Source organism: Neolewinella lacunae (assembly GCF_014349155.1).
GTDB classification, from domain to species: domain Bacteria; phylum Bacteroidota; class Bacteroidia; order Chitinophagales; family Saprospiraceae; genus Neolewinella; species Neolewinella lacunae.
The window spans coordinates 95457-118032 of sequence record NZ_JACSIT010000098.1 but is presented as its reverse complement, the minus strand read 5'-3'; the positions used below and the strand labels follow the sequence as shown (position 1 = coordinate 118032).

General features: G+C 55.2%; 14 protein-coding genes and 1 pseudogene. 6 read left to right on the top strand and 9 right to left on the bottom strand.

The window, feature by feature from the left end; all coding sequences use genetic code 11:
• Positions 1 to 321, bottom strand: a pseudogene (locus tag H9S92_RS09750) (transposase); the annotation flags it as partial.
• 248 nt (positions 322 to 569) lie between these two features.
• Here H9S92_RS09750 and H9S92_RS09745 point away from each other — a divergent pair.
• Positions 570 to 3743, top strand: coding sequence for an efflux RND transporter permease subunit (locus H9S92_RS09745; RefSeq protein WP_320055161.1), 3174 nt, complete (start codon positions 570 to 572; stop codon positions 3741 to 3743).
• Positions 3744 to 3928: 185 nt separating this feature from the next.
• Here the strand turns inward: H9S92_RS09745 and H9S92_RS09740 are convergent, their stop codons facing one another.
• From H9S92_RS09740 to H9S92_RS09715, 6 genes are all read right to left on the bottom strand, one after another.
• A complete protein-coding gene (locus H9S92_RS09740; RefSeq protein ID WP_187466521.1) occupies positions 3929 to 5104 on the bottom strand; it encodes a hypothetical protein in 1176 nt (391 codons plus the stop codon).
• A 400-nt stretch (positions 5105 to 5504) separates the two neighbouring features.
• Positions 5505 to 6596: a DUF4221 family protein gene (locus tag H9S92_RS09735; RefSeq protein ID WP_187466520.1), complete on the bottom strand. Its 1092-nt coding sequence runs from the start codon at positions 6594 to 6596 to the stop codon at positions 5505 to 5507.
• A gap of 100 nt (positions 6597 to 6696) precedes the next feature.
• Positions 6697 to 7833 (bottom strand): DUF4221 family protein, encoded by a 1137-nt coding sequence (locus tag H9S92_RS09730; RefSeq protein ID WP_187466519.1) that lies wholly within the window; start codon positions 7831 to 7833, stop codon positions 6697 to 6699.
• 514 nt (positions 7834 to 8347) lie between these two features.
• Positions 8348 to 9037 carry a hypothetical protein gene (locus tag H9S92_RS09725; RefSeq protein WP_187466518.1) on the bottom strand — a complete coding sequence of 230 codons (690 nt, stop codon included), beginning with the start codon at positions 9035 to 9037 and terminating at the stop codon, positions 8348 to 8350.
• Positions 9038 to 9460: 423 nt separating this feature from the next.
• The gene (locus H9S92_RS09720; protein WP_187466517.1) at positions 9461 to 10489 is read right to left on the bottom strand and encodes a BF3164 family lipoprotein; all 1029 of its coding nucleotides are present in this window, start codon (positions 10487 to 10489) and stop codon (positions 9461 to 9463) included.
• Between the two features lie 661 nt (positions 10490 to 11150).
• Positions 11151 to 11363, bottom strand: coding sequence for a hypothetical protein (locus H9S92_RS09715; RefSeq protein WP_187466516.1), 213 nt, complete (start codon positions 11361 to 11363; stop codon positions 11151 to 11153).
• Positions 11364 to 12379: 1016 nt separating this feature from the next.
• Between H9S92_RS09715 and H9S92_RS09710 the strand changes: the two genes are divergently transcribed.
• Complete coding sequence (locus H9S92_RS09710) at positions 12380 to 15505, top strand: efflux RND transporter permease subunit (protein WP_187466515.1); 3126 nt, start codon at positions 12380 to 12382, stop codon at positions 15503 to 15505.
• A gap of 78 nt (positions 15506 to 15583) precedes the next feature.
• Positions 15584 to 16081, top strand: coding sequence for a GNAT family N-acetyltransferase (locus H9S92_RS09705; protein WP_187466514.1), 498 nt, complete (start codon positions 15584 to 15586; stop codon positions 16079 to 16081).
• 46 nt (positions 16082 to 16127) lie between these two features.
• Here H9S92_RS09705 and H9S92_RS09700 read toward each other — a convergent pair whose 3' ends face one another.
• A complete protein-coding gene (locus H9S92_RS09700) occupies positions 16128 to 17348 on the bottom strand; it encodes a BtaA family protein (RefSeq protein ID WP_187466513.1) in 1221 nt (406 codons plus the stop codon).
• Positions 17326 to 18882 (bottom strand): alkaline phosphatase D family protein, encoded by a 1557-nt coding sequence (locus tag H9S92_RS09695; protein ID WP_187466512.1) that lies wholly within the window; start codon positions 18880 to 18882, stop codon positions 17326 to 17328. Before H9S92_RS09695 ends, H9S92_RS09700 begins: the two co-directional genes overlap by 23 nt.
• A gap of 254 nt (positions 18883 to 19136) precedes the next feature.
• Between H9S92_RS09695 and H9S92_RS09690 the strand changes: the two genes are divergently transcribed.
• The 3 genes from H9S92_RS09690 to H9S92_RS09680 are packed head-to-tail and all read left to right on the top strand — an operon-like array spanning position 19137 to position 22544.
• The gene (locus H9S92_RS09690; RefSeq protein WP_187466511.1) at positions 19137 to 20582 is read left to right on the top strand and encodes an ATP-grasp domain-containing protein; all 1446 of its coding nucleotides are present in this window, start codon (positions 19137 to 19139) and stop codon (positions 20580 to 20582) included.
• Complete coding sequence (locus H9S92_RS09685; RefSeq protein WP_187466510.1) at positions 20579 to 21589, top strand: ATP-grasp domain-containing protein; 1011 nt, start codon at positions 20579 to 20581, stop codon at positions 21587 to 21589. The genes H9S92_RS09690 and H9S92_RS09685 overlap by 4 nt, the downstream gene beginning before the upstream one ends.
• Positions 21576 to 22544, top strand: a complete 969-nt coding sequence (locus tag H9S92_RS09680) for a succinylglutamate desuccinylase/aspartoacylase family protein (RefSeq protein WP_187466509.1) — start codon at positions 21576 to 21578, stop codon at positions 22542 to 22544. The genes H9S92_RS09685 and H9S92_RS09680 overlap by 14 nt, the downstream gene beginning before the upstream one ends.
• The last annotated feature ends 32 nt before the right edge of the window (positions 22545 to 22576 follow it).

Here is a 22576-nt window from a genome sequence, read left to right as displayed (position 1 = left end):
AAAATAACCGACTCCAGCAGTATGCTTGCCACTCTTACTCAGGTATGAGGGGTCGAGAGCAATGATACGGTTGGGGCCTAAAAACGGCTCGCTCAACTCTCTGTTGAAGCCCAGCCAATCCATGCGTTTACCAAAGTGCTTACGGTAAGTGAACTCAGAATATTCGCCTTGACGACCTAGGTTGACAAAGTTCCGTCGGCCAATCATTGAGGGCCACAAAACGAAAAGATGGAGCAAAAAGCGGTAGCGCCATGCGGAAATACCAGGAAGTTTTTGCAAAATTGAGGCGACGAGGATTTCGATCTTCGTTGGGCAAGTCATATCTGTACGGTGTAAGGAACCAACAAGATAGGGCTTGCCCTCTTTATATGCATACTTTGCTAAAGTGTTGCCTCAAACCGTAGCGGACCATTGCTTACTTGAACTTGGTATGTAGCGGACAGGAGCAATAAAAAAAATTTTGAACTATTCTGAGTAAAACCAAGAGCTGCTATTGTTGCCAGTTTATTTTTGGTGGTACAATCGACACACCAGCCTCCCTGGATCCGTGGTAAAGGAAAGCCTTTAAAATACTTTCACACTCCAAAAAAACACCCCACCCACCCAAAAGAATTGCCTATTTTTGGGCATCAGTACAGCGGGTACTCCTGCTGGCATCGCTTACCCTCAACACATCGGACATTCTTTACCAACTCCTGCACCGCCCCGTTGCCGTTTTGCTCACTACCCTGACGGTTATCGTGCTTGGCCTTTTGGCGGCGGCGCGCTTGCCCATTTCGCTGTTGCCGGAGGTGGGCATTCCCCGCGTCAGTGTACAGGTGAGCTACCCCAACGCGGCGGCGCGTACGGTGGAAGATGCGGTCGTTGCCCCCTTGCGCAATACCCTGCTGCAGGTCAATGGCCTGACGGATATTCAATCGCGGGCCCGCGACGAAGCGGCCATCCTTTACCTGGATTTTCCCTTCGGGACGAACCCAGACCTGGCTTTCATTGAGGTCAACGAAAAGATCGACCTGGCGATGAACCAGTTACCCCGGGAGGTAGAGCGCCCCCGGGTATTGGCTACGGACGTGAGCGACATCCCCGTCGTTCAGCTCAGCGTTACGCTCCGGGCGCGGGACGCGGTGGCGGGAGCCTTGCCCGCAGCGGCGGTGCAACGGGAGGCGGCCGAAATGCTGGAGCTCTCGGAACTGGCCCGCAACGTACTGCGGCGGCGGCTGGAGCAACTGCCCGAGGTGGCTTTTGCGGACTTGAGCGGGCAGCGCAATCCCCGCATCGTCATCCGGCCCAACCAGCCCGCCCTCCGCGCGGTGGGTTTAACGGAAAATGACCTGGGTGGCTTACTGCGATCGGCCAACGTAGAACTGGGGGGCCTGCTGCTACGCGATGGCTATTACGAATACGCCGTCCGTTTCACCGGCGGGCTGCGCACTACCGAAGACTTACGAGCGCTCTACCTGAACCTCGGCGGAGACCGGACGGTGGCCCTGGGGGATCTGGCGGAGGTCAGTTACGAAGCCAGCCCGGCCCGCGGCACTTACCTCTACGACGGGCAGCCGGGCGTAGTCTTCACCGTTCGCAAGCGCGCCGACGCCAGTCTTTTTGACCTGCGGGAGAACCTCGGCTTGCTGCTGGATGACCTCCGCGCGCAGTACCCCGAGCTCCACTTTGCCCTCAACAATGACCAAACCAGCGTGCTGCGGGCCAGCATGGACAACCTGACCGGCGGACTCCTCTATGGTGCTGGCTTCGCCATCCTGATTCTCTTCGCCTTTTTTCGGGAATGGCGGCGGCCCTTGCTCATTGGCCTGGCCGTACCGGTGGCTTTGCTCATTGCCGTGCTGGGTTTTTATTTGGTGGGACTTTCCATCAACGTCATTTCCCTGGCGGGACTGATTTTGGGGGTGGGACTGATGATTGACAACTCGATCATCGTGCTCGACAACATCCGGCAGTACCAGGGTCGTGGGGGGACGGAGGTGGACGAACGGGCGCGGGTAGCGACGGCCACCAACGAGGTGATCCGGCCACTGCTGAGTAGTGCGCTGACCACCGTGGCGGTATTCTTTCCCTTGGTGTTGCTCAGTGGCATTGCCGGGGCCCTGTTCCGGGACCAGGCCATTTCCGTCACCCTGGCCCTGGTGGCATCGTTGGCGGTGGCCTACTTTCTGCTGCCGATGCTGACTACGCTGCTGGGGCGGGGGCGGGTGGAGGCGGCGTCCGTTGCCGCGTCGGAGAAAATTATTTCTGAAGAAGGGCCGTCGCTTTGGGTCCGTTTGGGCCAGGGTTTGCTCTTGTTGTTGTGGTTTGGATTGGGGCTGGTGTTGGTCCGGGCACTGCCCAGCCAGGGCTTCCCGGCGTTGAGCAGGACGGATTACCAACTGCGTATTGAGTGGAATGAGGCGCTTCCGCTGGACGTCCACCGCACCCGCGTCCGCGCCCTAAATGACGATTGGCGGGCGCGTTTTGGGGGGCAAACGGCGGCGTTTCTGGGCGAAAATCAATTTTTGCTGGCCGAGGAAAACCAGGCGATGAATGCGGCGGAGCTGCAATATTTTTTGGCAGCCCCCCCAGCGGCGGAAGATTTTGCTGCGGCGTGGCTGGCGGAAGTACGGGCGCAGTATCCGCGTGCGGGCATTTCATTTCGTCCCTTGGCCAATCTTTTTGACCGCATTTTTTTGAATGATGCGCCGTATTTGGAACTGCGCCTGCGCGCTACGGGGGAGCGGGGGACGCCGCCGCCAGAGGCCGTGGACGAGCTGGTGGCTGGGCTGGCGGCCGCTGGTTTTGCGCCGGAGTTGCCCGGCCGGGCGGAGGCTTTGGCCCTGCGCATCGACTATCCGCAGCTGGCCATCAGCCGTGTGGACGCCGAGGTATTGCGCGGCCGGCTGCTGACTCTGTTCAGTGAAAATGAAGCGACGCGGCTGCGGGTGAATGACCGGGCGCTGCCCGTTTTGCTGGCCAGTGCAGACTCCCTTTCGGCCCAACGTTTGCTGGCGGCGACGGTGACGAACCGGGACGGCAACGAGATTCCGCTGGCCTACCTGCTGGAGCGCGAGCGGCGCAGCGATTACCGCGTGCTGACGGCCGACCGCGCTGGCGAATACCTGGCGCTGCCCTTCGCTGGCGCGCCCGGCGCGGAGGCGGTGGAGTTGATTTCTTCCGTGGCCGCCCGCTACCCGGCCTTGAACAGCCAACTGGCGGGCCGCTATCTGGAAGACCAGACCCGGCTTGGCGAATTGGCGGGTATTTTATTGGTCAGTTTATTGTTGCTTTACTTGATTTTGGCTGCACAATTTGAGGGCTTGCGCTTGCCGTTGGTGGTGCTGTTGATTGTGCCGGTGAGCCTGGTGGGTGCGCTGTTGGCGCTGTGGCTAACGGGCGGCAGTTTGAACCTGTTGAGCCTGATTGGGATGGTGGTTTCCGGCGGCATTGTGGTGAATGATGCCATAATTAAAGTGGATATGATCGAGAGAAGTCGGCGGGAGGGGCTGCCCCTGAATGCGGCGCTCCGGCGGGCGAACCAGCGTCGCCTGCGGGCCATTGTGATGACTTCTTTGACTACTATTCTCGCCCTGGCTCCGGTGTTGTTTACCAGCGGGCTGGGGGCGGAATTGCAACAACCGCTGGCCATTACGGTGATCGGGGGGTTGACGGTGGGGACTTTGGCGAGTTTGTATGTGGTGCCGTTTTTGTACCGGGTTTTGGGTGGGCCTGGTAGGCAGCGGTTTTTGAATCGCTAGGAAAACTTCGTTTTGGGGGGCTGCTGCGCAGCTTTTTTTGAACCACTAAGGGCACTGAGTACACTAAGTACACACTAAGTTTTTGACCCAGTGAGAATATCAATGGTGAAAGATTCTTAGTCCCTCTTCGTGTTCTTAGTGGTTTAAAAAAGAAAAGCGAAGCGCCACAAATTCTATTCACTGATTTAAAGCATTTTCAGCAAATAAAATGTTTCCCCTTTGAGATCATCCCGGTTTTGCCGCTGCTCAAAAAAAGATTTCACTACTGTTTCATCAATTGGGGTACCCGCTGCTTCGAGTGATTTGAAGAACTCAAGTTCCCAGGGCGAAGTCTTACTGAGCCAGTAGCCGTTCCAATAGCTGTAGGGTGCAATGCACGTAGCGTCCTCAATTTTGAGAAGACGGGAGTTTAACTGTACGCCCTTGGACTGATCGATGATCGAGAAAAAGCGGCTGAAGTTGTCGACATAGCTGGTAAAAAGCCGGTCTTTTTCAGGGATGGCTTGCGTGATCCATGGCATATTTTCGTCCATGACAAATTGCAGCTTTCCGGGAATTCTGCTGTCTTCCATCACACTTTGTGTAGAACCTCCTCTTTTAAGGGTAACTACTGAAAAGGGTTGAACCTGTGTCTCCTGAACTAAGAAAATGGTATCGTACAGGTCACTATGGTGCAAGATCTGATCTTTGTATTCGCTAAAATTGTCAAATCCTCCAATAGGCACTACTCCTTCTTGCCACAAGGGCATCGGAACAAGCGGTGTGAGGTTTTCTCCATCCGTTGTGCGTAGGTACTTGTACCTTTTCTCGTCCTTGATGAGGTGCGTATTATTGAAGTCGAAAATGTCATACACCATTACGCTAGGCGTGAGGTGCGCCCGATCCATAAAATCAATTTCGGAACTTTCCCGATGGTGGAAAGAGCCATCAGATGAAAAGTAATAAAAAGACCTCTCGGTATAATCACTTATTTCTATCAGTTTGGTAAATTTATTGTAATCAAATAGGCCAATCGTAGAAAATATATTGAAATCTTGAGCGTTTGCAATGAGCTGCCAATATATCTCTCCTTCGCTTGACAGGGCAGTGACAACACCCTTCCTTCTAGCACAAACTATCAGGGTATCTCCGATTAAAACAAACTTATCAATGGTGCCACCTAATTTTAACGAAGTCGCTGGATCAATGGTGATGCTGGTAAGCTCGAAGTAGTCATTCACATCGGCAACCGGTAGGGTTTGGGAGTTGTCTATTTCGTAAACCGAAAGATCTCTGGAATTGAGGGCGACTTCGTCTTGGGGCTCAGCAGTGCAGCTGAAGAGTAGCGCAAGGAAGAGCGGTAGTAAGGTGCAGGATTTCATGGTAAACTGTTTTGGTGTAGGATCAGCAATTCTCAGTTTAGTCATTTCGAGTCTACCACCTAGCTACAACCAAAAGAAAACCCTCCTCTACTGGTTGTAAAAGCTGTCCTGGCAAAATAAAATTTTGCTCTTTGCCAAAATTTAGCTTGAAAGGTCATCCCTCTCCCTTGGACGCGTTTTCTGGGGTAGGGGCCCCAGAAATAAGCCGAGGGAGAGGGATCAAGGGCTAAACTGAGAATTGCTGGTGTAGGATTGAATTACCAAAAATACGACTTTTGTTTACACTTTATTCCTATCACTGTCTCAATAGACTCCTGCGCCGGAAGGTCAACGCAATAAACCCTTATGCTGTTTCTCTATCGCCCGGAGAAAAATTTTCACAAACCGCTATTCTATCCACTCAAAACGACAGCACGGTAAAACTGAGACTGTCTTCCGAAGAAGCCATATTTGGCATCCATAAGCTATCGTTGAACAACATCATCCCGCTACCCGCAGTCCGTCGTGGAGCTTTGATGATGTCAGCATGGCCCGTTGTGAGGTCCGTTCGGCGTAAAAACAGTTGACTTCCAGGTTGGTCCGTATTAGGGATGAAGACTGCCTGTACAAAGTACTTTTCATTCTCGGAAACTACCCCGTGTTCATAGTGCACTACATTTCTTGAATGATCTAAGATTTCCATCGCACCCAAGGGAGGCGTATCGGCAAGATCATTAGCGCAGGGTAAATGTTCTACCCTTTCTGAAGCAAAATCATAAAGGTACAAATCTGGAAAGCCCGCAAAATAATATATTATCTTATCGTCTGAATAGGCGAATCTCGCTGAACTTGCAAACCCGTATAGTTCTTTTTGTAAGAATGTTGGATAGCGGATGGGTAGCACACCGAAGCTTTTTTCGGCAACATTTAGATAGCTTATTAAAGCAATATCTGGGCCTAGGGCATCAAGTTCAGTCAATGGATCGCTAGCATAATAATTTAAAGGCAGGTAAAGTAAGCCATTCCTATACCAAGTATTGACCCCCATTTCCTGCCTGACGTTAGGGTGGTAGAGCGAAAAATCAAGTCCGTCCACTTTGTTCCCGAATTCTGTAGAGACATTCAAGCGAAAAATTTCCTTATTTTTTTCATTTATTATCACTACGTGATTGCGCGCAACTAAAAAAATTGTATCCGCATTCACGTAGTGCAGCGCACGAATTTCGTCAATGCCTCTGGGGCCTTCAAAGGTGAGTTTAATCAGCTGCTCAAATACCACGGTACCGTTTTGCAAGCGAAAGAAATCCAAACTATGGTTTGGCTCATTGTACCCGACAAATGCCTCTTCACCGGGCACCGTAGACGTAGGTTGCGCGGTTTTGTACCACCCCTGCAACGGCGATTCGATCTGGCCTTTAATTGTGGTGGCAGCTTCCAGCGCCGAAGGGGCCTCCCTGCTATTACAGCCCAGCAGAACCAGTAGGCACAGTAGGGAGATTAGAAATTTTTCCATGGCAAGAATTTGGATTTTTTAGGCAGTCGGTTGTTGGGCGGTTGCCGGGCGTGGCGTAATATAAGAGGTTCGCTCGAGATACGTTGATTGTGGTTTTGATTTATTGGCCTAGGCAAACCACGTTCAAATAGGTGAACCGAGACAAGTCTTCCTGATCATTGGCGGTGTAGGTAAGTAAACCTTTGGGCGTTGGCGTCGCTCCGTAGTACTGGAAGTCCCATTGGAGATTTTCCTGGGCAAGAATACGAAAGTTAGTATCCAATACCGTAAGGTAAAGGTGGCCTCGCGAGCCCTCTTTTCCCGCCAATTCTAAGTGATAGGGAGCGTAGTGAAACCGGTAGTACTGCCCGAGGTAAGGATTGAACAAGACGCTCATCATCTCAGGGTTCTCCGATAAATAACGTTTCATAGCTTCCTCGTCGTAAAAGTCTCCAAGATAGGTTTCCATGCCCTTTTCGTAGCCATCCCCAACGAGATTGATCTCTCCAATCCGCCCCGTAGCTTCTTGGTAGTGGTACAAACGCATGGCACTCCCAAACGCAAAAGTGAGTCCATCTTGATCTCTACAGGCCAGCAAACTGCTAACCGGAAAATGAGCGGCGTGGAACGCTTCGGGAAATTGAATCCCTGTCTCTTCGATTGTTTTTGCCTGAGGGTCCAGCAATACCATTTTAGTACCCGTGTAGAAAGCAGGCATCTCCCGTGAGGCGTCAATGCGCCGGACGGCCACGGCCCAACGCCCTCCGGTTATGGGCATTATGGGGGAAGTGTTCATGGGGCTATTGTAGAGGTAATGTTGTTTAAAGTCCAAGCCTGTAAAGTCCGCGTTGCTACCATTGATCTTCATTCGATCCAGCACTTTGCCCTCGCTGTTCACAAAGAGGAAATCCGTATTGGTTAAAATGGCAATGGAGTCGCGGGAAATGGCGTAAAAACTGGAGATGTCCCCTACGGCCTCCGGTCCTTCCTGGGCAAGATTGATGGAGGGCTGCCGCTCCCCATTCTCCAGATTCAGCACATCGATCCTGCTGAATTTCGGGCTGTACGCGAACAGCAGCGCTTGGACATTTACCTCCAGGTATTGGGTGTGCCGATACCTGGCGTCAAAACCTACGTTTGGCACCTCAATGAAAACAGACTTATCAATTTCACAAGCTCCGCTGGCTACTTCCGCCGAACCGTTAGGACCACAAGCGAAGAAAAGCACCGCAGGCAATAAGAAGTAAAATTTCATCATCGCTTCAGGAGTTAACAGGATAAAAGAAAAGCATCACTTTCCCAAAAATAAGGCAATTGCTTGATGTTGCAGCCTCTCATCGACCCTGGAGATAAAATTTGGCTTTCGGCATTGCGATGTTTGGCTGAATCAGGATTCAGTAGATTTGAAAATGGAAAAGATTTGCCAATCCCATGTACCCGCATGAAGATGCGTTTGAGGGCTGCTGCGCAGCTTTTTTTGAACCACTAAGCGCACTAAGGCCACTAAGACACATTAAGTTTTGTCGCCGCACCTGGTTGAGCCGCTATGCGGCGAAGTGAGGTCAAGACGTTTTACGTCGCAGGGAACACCAGTCCACCCACGGTAAATTTTCGTAAAGAGGGGAGCAGTCGCCGCATAGCGGCTCTACCACTCGTCTGTGCCCCTCTTCGTGTCCTTAGTGGTTCAAAAACAAAGCGAAGCGCCAAAAATTCTTAGCCCCTCTTCGTGATCTTAGTGGTTCAAAAACAAAAGCGAAGCGCCATTCAGCAAATTAATTCACCGTATAACCCATCACCTGCCGTTGTTTTTCTTCCAACTGCACACCCGCCTGGGCGCGTAGCTTTTCGCTTAAGTTGGCCAAGGGTGCAAGGATATCGAGCTTAATGGACACTTTGCATGCAGCATCGGGCGCAGCCGTGAAAAGTTCTTCGCGGTACTTTTCGAGTAGTTCCTGGAGTTCTTCCAGAGATATCTCGTAGGCCGCGGCCTGTTCATTATGGACGCTCCATTTCGTGCCTTCCTCGTCACCCGGGATGTGTTCCGTAACGGGCAGTGCGCCGCAAGTCATGTGATAATAGGTTTGACTGACTTCGGCACTTTCCAGTTTTCCGCCCACGGCATCGCTGATGGCTTGGATCGCGATGGGGCGGGCTTCTTCTGTTGTCATATCGGGGAAGCGAAATTCGAAGTCGATCACCTTGTCTTTATCGTCAGCAACGGTGATGGGGCCAGCGCTGATGGTGCTGAGGACGTGGCTGGCCGTATAGCCGTTGTAGGTCCAGCGGTGGGGGCCGAAGGAAGTTCCTTTGTCAGCCGTCGGCGCGTCAATTACTACGACCAGGGGCACGCCGTCTTGGGAAACGGAGTCGGAAACTGGTTCGGGGGTGGCCATTTCCGGAGTAGAAGAACAGCCGCAAAGCGCGAGGGCGAGTAGGAGAAAAAAGATAGAATGGTTCATCATGAGGGTGTTGCGTTTGGGTTGTAGGGATAATAACGTGCAAATTGGTGAAATGTCTGCTGCGGAGATTTTTTAACGCCCCAGCACACTAGGCACCCTTATTTTTTATGGGCTGCTGCGCAGCTTTTTTTTGAACCACTAAGCGCACTAAGTTCACTAAGCCACACTAAGTGTTGGAGCCGCACCTGGTTGAGCCGCTATGCGGCGAAGTGAGGTCAATACGTTTTACCTCGCCGAGAGCACCCTTCCAATCACGGTGAATTTTCGCAAAAAGGGAAGCAGTCGCCGCACAGCGGCTCTACCACTCGTCTTAGCCCCTCTTCGTGTTCTTAGTGGTTCAAAAACCGAGCGAAGCGCCCAAAAATGGCAAAAAATTCGAAGCGCCAAAAATGAGTGGTTCACCAAGTACACTAAGCCCACTGAGATTTATTCCACCAACTCCATCTCTATTATAGGCTGGCCTTCCCAAGCTGTAGCCGCAATGATCTTTTTAGCCTTATCCGCTACCCCAAAAGTGTAGACTGGGGCATCAATAAAGAACCTACGTAGAAGTTCTCCATCCCAGCTGTACAAATGTATTTCTGGCCGGATTCCCTCGGGATCTTGGTTGAAAGAAAGGTCGTGTACATCAAAGTAAAGCACGTAGATACCTTCGGAAACAGCCTGTGGCTGTTGAAAATACACTTTTTGCTCATCCATGGATGCTGGGGCTTGGTAAGGCCCCACTTTTATTTCTTTGATTAGATCTCCAGCAAAATTGTAGAACCTTATCAAGTTGACCGATCCGTAAAAAACGGCTATCCGACCAGCTTGAGCATTACTTACTGCTTGGTAGATGTAGTGCATAGACTTTTCCATGGGGTCCTCGAAAAGCGTTCCGTCTTCCGGATACACGCCAAATTTTTCCAACACTTGAGAATGGTTGCTGGAAAAAAGCAGATGCTGGTATTCGTCTAACTCAGGCGTATAATTCATGGTCATGTATAGCGTGTCGTTTAGTGGGACAACGCGATTGACGTCTTGGTTGATATTTGAAAAATCAACAGCACTTAGCCGATCGAAGGTTTTATCTTGCTGGTTGATGTTTACTTTACGGTAGTAGGGGTAATCTAAGTAGTAAAACCGCCCATTCCAACTTTCCATGGAGTAGTGGTCGATAAACGAATGCATATCAGGCTCCTCGCCGTCCTTTGGGTAGGTAAATAAGTATTCATAATGAGGAAGCCCAAAGACTTTGAATCGCCCTTGATTACTACGATCAAAAATAACCAACTGCTCGTTTACGGTAGCTATTCTGCCGACATTATACACCTCGTGTGGCAAATTTAGTTGAACGAAAGCCAAAGTGTCCTCAATTGGTAAATCAAGCGATAGAGTGCCTGGCTTATCGGAATCCGCGCAGGTACTTAATAAAAGGAAGCAGAGACAACTGCCGATGACGGTTTGAAAATGCATTTGGTCGTTTAACTGGATTAGTGGATGAAAATTCAACAATTGTGTGAATCGGTTTGAACATATTAAGCGCCTGACTAAACCAAGTAACCATACAACTCGACACACTTATTATCATAAATAGTAACTTACTAAATGATTAACCGCCTAGATAGACAAAATTTGTTTACACCCAAAAATTCAACAATTTTTAAAAGCATTTTTTAGTCCTTGTTTACATTTTTGGATACCGCTAAGTGGATATTTAATTATAAAAAATCAAGCCATCCTTTTAATTCGATGAATATCTATGGTCTGTAAAAATAACGAATATTCCATTACTGCTTATATTGGTAGACACTTTTTAGGCATTTTAGGGTTAAGGCACCGCAGTAAAATCAATTACTGACTCTTTAAAACTAAAAAATTTTACATTGATTTTAATATTAAGTAAAATTCTATTTACTTAATAAATTAAAATTCGGTTTTTTTTGTAATGCCTTAAATTCGCTAATAGGGAAGCGGGGGCGTCAATAAATCCTATTTAACTATTTAATGGCGCAATTCAGATTGTCGGACCAGATTACAAGACCGTTACAAGAATCCTGATAAAATGGCGGAAAACACTACGGTCTGGGTCGAATTACAAAAATGCATCTACGACAATCTGAATTGCGCCCAATATTTAACGTAATTTAACAACGGCTTTCGTCTGACGCAGTTCCTGTAAATTGACGAGTGCATTTACCCCTTCCCTCACAAATAAGTCTGCTAACGCAATTGCCCATTCCACAATTGGAATATGAGGCATAACACGTAGCCTTATCCCCTTCAACACCACCGCCACCAACAACACCACCACCACCGCCACCAACAGCAGCCACTGGCGTTCCTCCAAAAAACAAAGCCAAAGACAGTACGCAAAAGCTTTTGAAAATAAAACGCTTCATAGTAAAACGAATTCAACCATCCTTAACCCACTCCGGCACCGGGCCACCAGCAAAAAGACCTGATGATGTCTGTTGTCACGGGCTAAATTAAGTGCTCAAAAAATACAAGTTCCCGAAAGTTCCCGAAAGTTCCCGAAAGTTCCCGAAAGTTCCCGAAAGTTCCCGAAAGTTCCCGAAAGTTCCCGAAAGTTCCCGAAAGTTCGATCCTCCAGGTGATACCCGCAAACTTTCATTCCTCTTTTTGCGATTCATCCCGTCTTTTATTTATCCAAAGTTCGGGCATCGGGACCTCTTCGTAATCCGCTGGCCTCACCCCGGGCGGGTAGGCAATCCACTCGTACACCCACTTCTGGTAGGGCGGGTAGATCGGGCCAGGAGGTAACACAATTCCGTAACCTAGCAATAGTGGTTTTAAACGTTTGAGGTCAATAGACAGCTCTTCAGCCAGTTGCGACCTCGTTTTCGTACTTTGGGTTCTAGACATGTGTTTGGGTTTAAGTTATTGCCACGGCTCCCGTCCTACTACCCACTAGCCCATTCCGCACCGGAGGGAAGGGCAGCAGTAGCGCTACGGGGAAACAAGGCTAGACGGTACAAACTGTTTCCAGCACCAGAAGCCGTAAAATTACTACCTAAATTTCACACCATTTGGTTCAAAAAACCAGTAGTTGTAAGCATGGTTTTTAGAGCAAAATCTTGTCAAAAAAATAAAGGTGCTTCGTTAACAGCAACTTATTCGTTTCACTTTATGAGCCCTTGGGGCTGCTGCGCAGCTTTTTTTGAACCACTAAGGGCACTGAGTCCACTAAGACACACTAAGTTTTTGACCCCGTGAGAATATCAATGGTGTAAGATCCTTAGCCCCTCTTCGTGTTCTTAGTGGTTAAAAAACAGAGCGAAGCTCTAAAATGGTGGTTCAAAAACAGAGCCCAGCGCCAAAAAAAACATTTACCTTGCTATCCCCATGCGCGCCTACCCCACCGTCCTTTTCCTCTCCGCTCTCGCCCTGATCGGCTACCTGCTCCTGCCGCAGCTCAGCATCCGCTGGCAGCCCAGCAACGGCACGGCCACACTCCGCATCAGCTACGCCTGGGCCGGCGCCAACCCCGAGGCCCTCGAACAGCAGGTAACCGCCCCACTCGAAGCCGCCTTCGCCCTGGTGACCGACGTAGAAAAGATCGCCTCCGTCAGCCGGCAAGGGCAGGGCAGCATCACGCTCGACGTCCGCCGGGATGCGGACGGCGACTTCGTCCGCTTCAACGTCGCCTCCCAAATCCGGCGCCTCTACCCCCAGTTGCCCCCGGGGCTGAGTTACCCCGTCATCGACTACGCCCCCGCCGATAACGAAGACCAGACGGAAAGCCCCGTACTCACCTACGCCCTGAGCGGACCGGCCGAAGCCACCGAACTCTACCGCTACGCCAGCGAAGACCTCGCCCCTCGCCTCAGCCTCGTCCCCGGACTCAACCGCCTGGCCGTCAGCGGCGGCAACCGCCTACACTGGCGCATCGCCCTGCGGCCCCAGGCCATGGCCGCCGCCGGCCTTTCGGCCGACGCACTCCAGGCCTTCCTACAAACTTACTTCGCCCGGCAGGGACTCGGTTTCCTTCACGAAGGCACCGAGCAACTCTACGCCTTCCTCGCCGAAAGCCAAAGTGCCGATTCGCTGACTGCGGCCGACTGGCGGGCCATCCCCATCCCCTCGCCGCGGGGCCGACAACTGCGGCTGGGCGACCTCGCCTCCGTGGCCGAGCTGCCCCTGCCCGCCACCTCCCACTACCGCATCAACGGCCAAAACAGCGTCCGGCTCCTCGCTTTTGCCAACAACAATGCCAATCGCCTCGCTCTTTCCAACGATCTTCGCACCTGCGTCCGCGCCCTCTCCAACACCCTGCGGCCCGGGTACACGCTGCGGCTGGAAGACGACGCGACGGGCTATTTACGCGCCGAACTGGCCAAAACCCGGCAGCGTACCGTGCTGAGCCTCGGCATTTTGCTGCTTTTCGTCTTGCTCGCCTACCGCAGCTGGCGGCGTTTGGGCGTCGTTTTATACAGCCTGGCGGTCAATCTCGGCCTCGCCTTCGGGCTCTATTGGCTGCTGGGCGTGGAGCTCAACCTCTACGCCTTCGCGGGCATCGCCGTCTCTTTCGGCATCATGATCGATAACGTCATCATCGCCATCGATGGCCTGCGCCGACCCGGTGGCGGACCCGTCGCACCCGCCATCATCGGCGCTACGCTCACCACGCTGGCCAGCCTTTCGGTCATCTGGTTCCTCAGCGAAGAGCTCCGCATCCAGCTTTTCGAGCTCGCCCGCGTCATGGCCATCAACCTCAGCACGTCGGTTTTGGTGGCGCTGACGCTGGTGCCGGGGCTGGAACGGAAGAGCAGTGGAAGTCAGGCCGCCGCACTGCCCGCGCCTCCGGATGCCGCCGCACCCGCGCGCTACGAACGCCTGCTCGGTTTCCTCCTCCGCTTCCGCAAAACCGTCCTTTTCCTCACCATCCTCGCCTTCGGGATCCCCATCTGGTGGCTCCCCCGCCAGGTCGAGGGCTGGACGCTGTACAACGACACGATTGGCTCCGATTTTTACCAGGACCAACTCCGCCCGCCCCTCAACAAAATCCTGGGCGGCAGCTTCCGCCTTTTCTCCTACTACGTCTACGAAGGCAGCGGCTACCGGCCGCCCGAAGAGACCCACCTCTACGTCAACGCCGCCCTGCCCGACGGCGCCACTCTGGAACAACTCAACGACGTGATGCTGCGCGTGGAAGCCTACCTGGGCCGCTTCAGCGACCGCATCGAGCAGTTCACCACCCAGGTCTACAGCGGCCAGAACGCCCGCCTGGAAATCAGCTTCCCCGACAATGGCCGCGACGGCTTCCCCTACACCCTCAAGAACCGCCTCACCGCCTACGCCGTCAACTTCGGCGGCGTGAAGTGGAACATCTACGGCGTCGGGCAGTCGTTCAGCAACGACAGCTACAACAGCCCCTCTTTTTCGGCCATCACCCTGCGCGGCTACAACCAGGCTGGCCTCGATGCCCAGGCCGCGAAGCTGGCCGAAATGCTGCTGGCCCACCCCCGCATCCAGGAAGTCAATACCGACGCCAACCTCAACTGGTGGGAAAAAGACCGCTACCAATACCTCCTCAGCGTCCAGCAGCCCGCCCTGGCCCGGCAGCGCCTGGCGATCAATGACCTGCGGAGCGCCCTGGCCTGGTTCGACCAAAACCAGCAGCCCGATTTCTACCTCCGCAGCGGCGTGCCCGTAGCCCTGGTCGCCGAAAACACCCAGGGCTACGACCGCTGGCGGCTGGAAAACTGGAGCGTCCCCCAAGACAGCGGGCAACTCCACTTCCCCACCCTGGCGAAGCTCGAAAAACGCATTGCCCCCCAGGCGCTGCACAAGGAAGACCAGCAGTACCTCCGCCTGGTCACCTACGAATACCTGGGCAGCGCCCGCTTCGGCGTCATACACCGCGACGCCTGCCTGGATACGCTGCGGGCCGCCATGCCCCTGGGCTTCACCGCCGAGGTCTCCCAGTACACTTACCACAGCGAGGCCAGGCAGCTGAGCGGACTCATGGGCCTGGCCATCGTCCTTATCTTCCTGATCTGCGCCATCCTTTTTGAGTCGCTGCGGCAGGCCTTCAACATCGTCTTGCTCATCCCCATTTCCTGCATCGGCATTTTCCTGACGTTCTACCTCTTCAACGTGCGGCTCGACCAGGGCGGCTACACCAGTTTCCTGCTGGTGACGGGTTTGGCCGTCAATGGCCTCATCCTAATCGTCAACGAATTCAACCACCTCCGCAAGCAATACCCCGCCTGGCCGGAAACGCGGCTTTACGCGCTGGCCGTCAGGCACAAAGCCACGCCGATTGTCCTGACGGTCCTGTCCACCTCCGCTGGCCTTTTCCCCTTTCTGCTGGGGGGGCGCAACGAAGTCTTCTGGCACGCGCTGGCGGCGGGAACGATCGGCGGGCTGTTCTTTTCCCTGCTGGTGATGGCGGTGATCAGTCCGGCGTTTTTCCTCCGCCGGAGTAGACCAGCCTTAAATCCGGACCTCGAGTCTGGCGCGACCTAAGCTTGCGGCACAAACCGGACCAGAGGCCAAGATCCAGTTTAGCCGAACTCCTTAAATTGCCATAAAAATCCGTTGCCGATGCTCCAGCTAAGACCGGCTTCCCTCGACGATCTTCCCTTGCTTGAATACTGGGATACCCAGCCCCACGTCGTTGACTCCGACCCCTCCGACGACTGGAACTGGGCCGAAGAACTCGCCCGCGAGCCCCCGTGGCGCGAACAGCTGGTGGCCGAGCTTGCGGGGGAGCCCATCGGCTTCTTGCAAATCATTGACCCTTACCACGAGGAGACGCACTACTGGGGAGATGTGGCCCCTAATCTGCGCGCCATCGACATCTGGATCGGCGAAGCCAACCACCTCGGCCAAGGCCACGGCACGCGGATGATGCAACTGGCCATCGAGCGCTGTTTCCGCCATCCCGAAGTTACCGGTATCCTGATTGATCCGCTGAAGACGAACACCCGGGCCCACCGCTTTTACGAACGACTGGGTTTCACTTTTATGGAAGAACGCAGTTTTGAAAACGATGTCTGTTACGTCTATCTCCTCCCACGGCTGGCGGCGCCAAAAGAGTAGTCTTCATTCCTACTGCCGCATCTCCCGGCCTCCGCAAAGCCACCACCTACTCCACCACCTCCAGCAGAAAAGTCCCAGCGTACGTCCCTACCCGGTCCAGCCTGGCCTGGGGAGCACTCAGGTCATGGCGGAAACGCACCCGCTGCCGTACGAAGTCCGGCACCGTCTCCGGGCGCGATGCCGCCGAGCGGAGTAAAATCCGCGTACCCGGCCGGCTATTGGTCAGGATCAATTGCCACTCCTGGGCCAACGCAGCCGGCGCATTCGCCGCCAGCCAATCCTGGTGGTCCAGCAGCACGAACTGGGAATATTTTGCCGGGTTGCGCACCAGAAATTCCGCTACCGTCGTCGTGTGCGGATGAATATCCCTGCACCGCTCCGCCAGTACAGCAAAATGCTTTTCTGCGAGGTACGCCGGGTGGCAGCGCGCACTGTATTGCCCCTTCAGATAAAGGTGATAAAAGTAATTTTCATGGATAGGTAATTCCGTAAAAATATGCCGGAATGCATTTTTCACGTAATGCCTCAATCCACCCGCTTCCTGCTCAATAAAATAGCGCTGCGAAGCGGGCACCCCCACCAAACTCAAACTGATTTTTTGCCGCCAGGGGCCACCCACCAGCCGATCCAGTAATTTATCCTCCAGCGCGTAATATTTATTGCGCTGCGTCTCCAAATCCGGAGCTTGCAGCAAATCATCGAGGCCCCGGCGTAAGGTGCCGTCCAGCGCAAGCAAACGACTTGCGCACCAGGCAAATAAACCACTGCTGCCGTGGAAATACAGGCCCTGCCGGACGCCCGAGGGCTTGAAATACCGCGCCTGCCCATCCCAGTATTCCCGGCTGTTTTCGCTCAGGCGCGGCCGCAGGTGCTGGGTGTAGATGGACGAGAATTGCGGATGACACCCCCGGCCGAATAAGCCAAAGAAGTCTTCGTGTTCCAGGGACTCCAGTCCCGCCAGCTTTAATTCCAGCAAGGCATTTTGCCGGGGATTGACGTCCACGCAGTGAATAGCCCGCGGCCCGTCGAGCAAATAGTCCAGGGCATTATCCCCCGCGCTGGTAATCATCACCACCTCGCTCTCCGCATTGATATCCAGCATCGCCCGGTCGCAGCGCGGATCTTCCCAGCAGGTGTTGTAAACGAGCTTATTGCCGTGGATGCGCTCAAAAAGCCAGTCTTTCAGCACCTCCGTTCTGCCCCGGGGCGGATAAGCGGTGGGCGGAAAAGTTTGGTCGGAAACCTTAGCGTGCGTTGCGATGGTCATACGGGAGAGTGAAAATTTTGGTGGCCTTTTCGTGGGCCGTTACGTGGCGGATGCTGCTGGAAAAATGGAATTCTGCGCGGGCCTGCTCAGCGTCCAGCTGGAGCAATAAGTAGCCGTGGTCTTGAATATTGGTGTAGTGCAGGTGCGCGTTATCGCGGTACAGCCGGTAGGAAGCCACCGCCAGGGTATCCCACCCACCAATGAGTTCGTCGTAGTTGGCGCTGCTGACGCTGGGCGTACCCAGCTCGTGGGCCAGGCGCTTACCCTCTCCGTCGTTGATGTCCAGGTACCAGCTGCAGTGGGTGTCGCCCGTCAGGAAGATGGTGTTGGGGTTGTTGTAGCGGCCGATGCTGTCCAGCAACCGCTGCCGCTCGTAGGCGTAGCCGTCCCAGGCATCGAGGTTGAGCGCGTACTCGGGAAGGATTTTACTGAGGTCCAGGTGGGCAAACAAGACCTGGTTGCCAATCAATTGCCAGGCGGCCTGGCTGGCTCCCAGTCCATCACAGAGCCATTCCAACTGGGTTTCGCCCAGCATGTGCCGGGCCGTATCGCCCACTTCGGCCGGATCGAAGCTTTCGGCCGGCGCATCCCTCCCCGCCAGTCGCTCGTCGAGCATGTGCAAGGTCACCAACTGCCCGAAATCGAAGCGCCGGTAAATTGCCCCGCTGGCCTGCTCCCGGATGGGCATCCAGTCGTAATAAATCTGCTTGGCCGTCGTCATCCGCGTCAGGTAATCGCCCTGGGTGGCGGCGTCGTGGTTCTCCGCGCCGGTGGTGTGGCTGTTGTTGGCCACCTCGTGGTCGTCCCACACGCAGATGAACGGATGCACCCGGTGCGCGGCCCGCAGCTGGGGGTCACGCCGGTACTGGGCGTAGCGCTCGTGGTAATCCCGGGCCGTCACAATCTCGTGCCGCGGCTCATGAAAACGCCCCAGCGTGGTATCGCCGTACACCCCACTGCCGTACTCGTAGATGTAGTCGCCCAAATGGACTACGGCCGCCAGGTCGTCCAGCGTCGCAATGCGCTCAAAGGCATTCATGTAGCCCCATTCCAGGGCATTGCAACTGACCACGGCTAATCGAACGACTTCCTCTGCATCCTGCGCCAGCGCCGTACGGGTCCGCCCTGTTTCCGACCACTGGTCGCGGTGCCGAAAGCGGTAAAAATAAGTGGTGCCCGCCGCCAGGTTCGCAGCGTCTGTTTTCACCCGGTAGTGGTTGGCCCAGCTCGTCGTCACCTCACCGCTCCCGGCCAGGGAGGCGAAGGCAGGGTCCTGGCTGATTTCCCAGTGCACCGTACTGTCCTGCCGCGCGGCCAGCGTATCCAGCATCGTCCACAAAATAACGGCATCCTCCAGGGGGTCACCGCTTGCTACGCCGTACGGGAAGGGACTGGGGGAAGCGTGCGCAGCAAAACCCAGCTGGAGATTAACCGCAATGCCCGCCTCCAGCATCCGTTGGGGAGGGGAGTCCGGCGGGAAAGGACAACCCCCAAAAAAAAGAAAAAGACCCGGGAAAAGCAGCCAACGTATCATGTCTTTCCAATATGGCGGCAAAGTTCTCCTGGTTGCTTTAAGTGTGGGACAACATGGGTTTAAGTTTAGGGTCAAACAAACCTGCATTGTTAAATTTCCGTTGCTTTTAGAGCTGGTTTGCCGCCATTTGCCGCTCGCGGGCCAAGCCCGGCAACTTTAAAGGACCATGCCCGGATTGTCCCAACTTCAACAAACTTTTCGGGCCACTTCGCCACCCCAAAAACTGCTAATTTTGTCCCACCTTAACCACCACCGTGAATAACACGCCTCCCCGCCCGGTTCGTCCGGGCAACTTCCGCGCCGAAGACCATTGGTACCCCAAGGCCCTCAATGCCACCATTCACCCGATGGTGAGTTTCTTCCTTAATCTGGACCGCCAGCGCATCATCAATCGGTACTGCCACCTCAACCCCCAGGTGGATCGTGCCGGGCTGGAAGAACTCCTCAGCTACGAGTGCAAGTACTTCCTCTGGGGCGGAGCGGACCTGATTAATGCCACCACCGCCCACGGCCGCCGCCGCATGGTCATCATCGAAAACAACTCCTGCCCCTCCGGCCAAAAATCGATGCCTCTGCTCGATGACCACGCCGAGGAAGGCAGCTACCGCCTGCTCATCGAACGCACCTTCCTGCCGCTGGTCAAACAACGCGGCAAAACCGACCCCGAAGACGGTCGCCTGGCCGTGATCTACGACAAAAACCCGATGGAAGTGACGGGCTACGCTGCCACCATTGCCGACGTATTTCAGGAGGAGGTGCTGCTCATCACCGATTACCGGGGAGCCGAAGACCGCTACCTCAAGGTGGAAGACCAGTGGCTCTACGCCTACCACAACGGAGAGTGGGTCAGGCTGCGTGCCGCCTTCCGCTACCTGACGCAGCGCCCCTGGTCGCGCCTGCCCATCAGTTGCAAAACGCGCATCCTCAATCCCATTGTGGCTTGCCTGGCTGGCGGACGCAACAAGATGGTAGCGGCCAAAGCCTACGATCAGTTTAACGACGAACTGCGGCAGTACGGCCTCAAAATCCATACGCCGGAAACGATCTGGGACGTCAGCCGCGAGCAAATCCCCCTCTGGGTAGCCCATTTCGGTGGCCAGGCCGTCGTCAAAATCCCCTACAGCAACGCTGGCCAGGGCGTCTTTACCATCACCAACCCCACTGAACTGGCCAACTTCATGGCGGCCGAAATCGACTACGAAAAGTTCATCGTCCAGAGCCTCATCGGCAACTACAACTGGAGCTCCGCCGCCGTCGATGGGAAGTTCTACCACGTCGGCACCATCCCCGATAAAAAATCCCGCACCTTCGTTACCGATATCCGCATGATGGTCAGCAGCACGAAAAAAGGCATCCGGCCGTTATGCTGCTACGCGCGCCGCGCCGAAGCGCCGCTGGCCGATCAACTCGAAAGTGGCACCGATAGCTGGGCCATGCTCGGCACCAACCTCTCCGAAAAAATCAGCGAAAACAAATGGGACAGCGATACCAACCGCCTGATGCTCATGGACCGGCGCGATTTCAACAAGCTGGGCCTGGGCATGGACGATCTCATCGAGGCCTATATCCAGACCGTTCTCTCCACCATTGCCATCGATCAAATGGCCAAAAGCCTCTTCACCAGCAAAGGCAAATTCAGCATGCGCCTGTTTGCCTCCCTCAATGACGACCCGACGCTCCTCGGGGAAATCCTTCCATGAACCCAGCGCTCCGCTTCCTCATCCTAACGGACCACCGCGACCACACTGACCAAAACTCGCTTTACGCCCTCGCTCCCCGCCTGGCCGCCGACCCGCGCTGCGCCGTTCTGCACATCGCCAGTCGGGGCCTGCCCGCCAACGCCGCCTTTTTTGATGCGCGGGCGCTGACGCAGGTGCAGTGCGCGGTGGTCGGGCAAGGTTTTGCCTACCAACCGGCCGGAGAGGTTTTTACCCACAACACCTTCCCCGCCGCCCTGGCTGATTACGACGTGGTATGGATGCGCCTGCCCCACCCCGCCAGCGAAGCCTTCCTGCTCCGCGTCGAGGCCGCCGCCCAAGCCAATGCCCAACTCATCATCAACCGACCCTCCGGACTGCTGGAGACCGGCAACAAGGCCTACCTCCGCCATTTTGCCGAATTTTGCCCGCCCCTGGCCCTCGTCCAGAGCCCGGCCGAAGTCTACGCCTTTGCCGAACGCTTTGCGGCCGTGCTCAAGCCCCTCTACGCCCACGGCGGCAATGGCATCGTGAAAATCCTCAACGGCTCGGCCGAGGAAGACGGCCAAACCTTCCCGCTGGCCACCTGGCTGGCCCGCCGCACCGCCCAACTCCGCAACGAAGGCTACCTGGCTATGAAATTTCTCGACCGCGTGACGGAAGGGGACAAGCGCATCCTGGTAGTCAACGGAAAAGTCCTCGGGGCCTCCCTGCGCCTGCCGCCGCCCGATGGCTGGTTGTGCAACGTAGCCCAGGGCGGACGCTCCGTGCCCGCCGAAATCGACGCGGTGGAACAAAAGATGATTGACGTCATCGCCCCCCTCTTGCTGGCCAAAGGCGTCGTTTTCTTCGGCATGGACACCCTGGTGGGCGACGACGGGCAGCGCGTCCTCTCCGAATTGAACACACTCAGTATTGGGGGGTTTCCCCAGGCGGAGGCCCAGTCTGGCCGGCCCATCCTCCAGCAAGCCATCGACGAACTTTTCAATTACTGTTATGCAAACCGCTGAAGACACCATACCCATCATCACTGACCTGGCCCAGGCCGACGTAGCCCCGGGCACCTGCCGCCACTACTGGCTGCGCCTGGTCAGCGACGCCCTGGGGGAGCCCGTACGCATCCCCGTCATCATCGCCAAAGGCCGCTACCCCGGCCCAACGCTGGGCCTGACGGCGGCCATTCACGGCGACGAGCTCAACGGCATCCGCGTCATCCAGCGCCTCTTTGCGGACCTCGACGTGGAAGAACTCCATGGCACCATCATCGGCTTGCTGGTGGTCAACGTCCCCGGTTTTTTCCGCCAGCAACGTTTTTATCTGGACGGGACGGACCTCAACCACATCATGCCCGGCAACCCCAGGGGTAACGCCAGCCAGGTCTTCGCCAGCCGCTTGATCCAGCGCGCCATCCGCCACTTCAGCTTTTTGCTCGACCTCCACACCGCCAGCCGCGGGCGGACGAACAGCTACTACGTCCGGGCCGACATGGCCCAGGAGACCACCCGCCAGCTGGCGATGCTGCAAAACCCCCAGATCATCGTCCATAATCCCCCCAGCGATGGTACCCTGCGCGGGGCTGCCGCCGAGCTGGGCATCCCGGCCATCACCCTCGAGGTGGGCAACCCCGGCGTTTACCAACGCAAACTCATCCGCAGCGGCCTCGAAGGCGTCCACAACGTACTTTCCCATCTCAAGATGACTGCCGACGACATCATCACCAGCGAAAACCCGCCGGTCCTCTGCCGCAAAAGCTACTGGCTCTATACCCACACCGGTGGCCTGCTGACGCTGGAGGTGGAGTTGCTGGAGCGGGTAAGCAAAGGACAGTCCGTTGCCACCCTCCGCGACGTCTTTGGCAACGTCAAAGAACGCTACGAAGCCCCCGAAGACGGCATCGTCATCGGCAAAAGCACCATGCCCGTCAACTACTCCGGTGGCCGGATCCTGCACCTGGGGATCGCCTAGCGGACCAGCTGACGCGGGCGCGGGTTAGCCCC